At 39.2% G+C, this 1,229-nt stretch carries 2 protein-coding genes; one reads left to right on the top strand and one right to left on the bottom strand.

All coding sequences use genetic code 11. The annotated features are described in order from the left end of the window. Positions 1–198 (top strand): hypothetical protein (locus HMPREF2877_RS11070; RefSeq protein WP_218108093.1); only part of this gene is annotated, 198 nt, incomplete at its 5' end. Positions 199–203: 5 nt separating this feature from the next. Here HMPREF2877_RS11070 and HMPREF2877_RS07230 read toward each other — a convergent pair. Further along, positions 204–1,085: a class II fructose-bisphosphate aldolase gene (locus HMPREF2877_RS07230; protein WP_002887043.1), complete on the bottom strand. Its 882-nt coding sequence runs from the start codon at positions 1,083–1,085 to the stop codon at positions 204–206. Positions 1,086–1,229 lie beyond the last annotated feature (144 nt).

Below are 1,229 nucleotides of genomic sequence, written 5' to 3'. Positions count from 1 at the left end.
ACTTATATTGTATATTCAAGGGTACAAAAAAACAAGACCCAGAAAGGACCTTGTCTTAATAAGCTAATTAAGCTTTGTTTGCGCTACTTCTATAATCAAAACGAACTGAAATTTAGAAATCGGGGGCAAAATGGGGGCAAAACACAAGAAAAAGGCTTGTCCATATTGGACAAACCCTTTATTTACAAGCTTATATAATCTAATTAAGCTTTGTTTGCTGAACCGAATACGTCGATACGTTCTTCAACAGCTTCTGTAATAGCTTCGAAACCTGGTTTCAAGAATTTACGTGGGTCGAAGAGTTTCTTCTTGTCGTATTCTGCTTCATTTGCTTCGTATTCAGCAACAAATTTACGTGTTGCGTTAGCAAATGCGATTTGACATTCAGTGTTAACGTTAACTTTAGCAACACCAAGTTTGATAGCTGCTTGGATTTGATCGTCAGGAATACCTGATCCACCGTGCAATACGATTGGGAAGTTAGGAACAGCTTCTGTCAATTTTTGCAAGTGGTCAAGGTGAAGTCCGCTCCAGTTTTCTGGGTAAGGACCGTGGATGTTACCGATACCTGCTGCAAGGAAGTCGATACCAGTTGCAACCATAGCTTTAGCATCTTCGATTGGTGCCAATTCACCATCACCGATGATACCATCTTCTTCACCACCGATTGTACCAACTTCAGCTTCAACTGATACACCGTTAGCGTGTGCAAATTCAACAACTTTAGCTGCTTTTTCAAGGTTTTCTTCAACTGGAAGGTGTGAACCGTCAAACATAACTGAAGTGTAACCTACACGGATACATTCCAAAGCATCATTGTAGTGACCGTGGTCAAGGTGAATAGCAACTGGTACAGTGATACCCATTGATTCAACCAATTCTTCGATAAGAACTTTACACAATTTGTAACCACCCATGTACTTAGCTGCACCCATAGAAGTTTGGATAAGTACTGGAGCTTGTTTAGCTTCTGCTGCACGCAAGATAGCTTGAGTCCACTCAAGGTTGTTTGTGTTAAATCCACCAACTGCGTAACCATTATCACGAGCTGCTTGGACAAATTTTTCTGCTGAAACGATTGCCATTATAAAGGCCTCCTATATTTTTTTGGGTTTGAACCCGTTTACAAGTTTATTCTATCACAATTAGACTCAAAAAACTAGCTTTTCTACAATTTGTAAGCGTTTTGATTTTTTAATCTTGAATTGTCAAATTAAGTGCATACTTTC

Source organism: Streptococcus sp. HMSC072D03, assembly GCF_001812855.1.
Classification (GTDB): Bacteria; Bacillota; Bacilli; order Lactobacillales; family Streptococcaceae; genus Streptococcus; species Streptococcus salivarius_D.
The sequence above is the reverse complement of the archived record's forward strand: the minus strand, read 5'-3'. Positions and strand labels throughout refer to the sequence as shown.

Excerpts from the sequence above, each read along its gene's own strand:
- HMPREF2877_RS07230 (WP_002887043.1), bottom strand. The coding sequence starts at position 1,085 with ATGGCAATCGTTTCAGCAGAAAAATTTGTCCAAGCAGCTCGTGATAAT.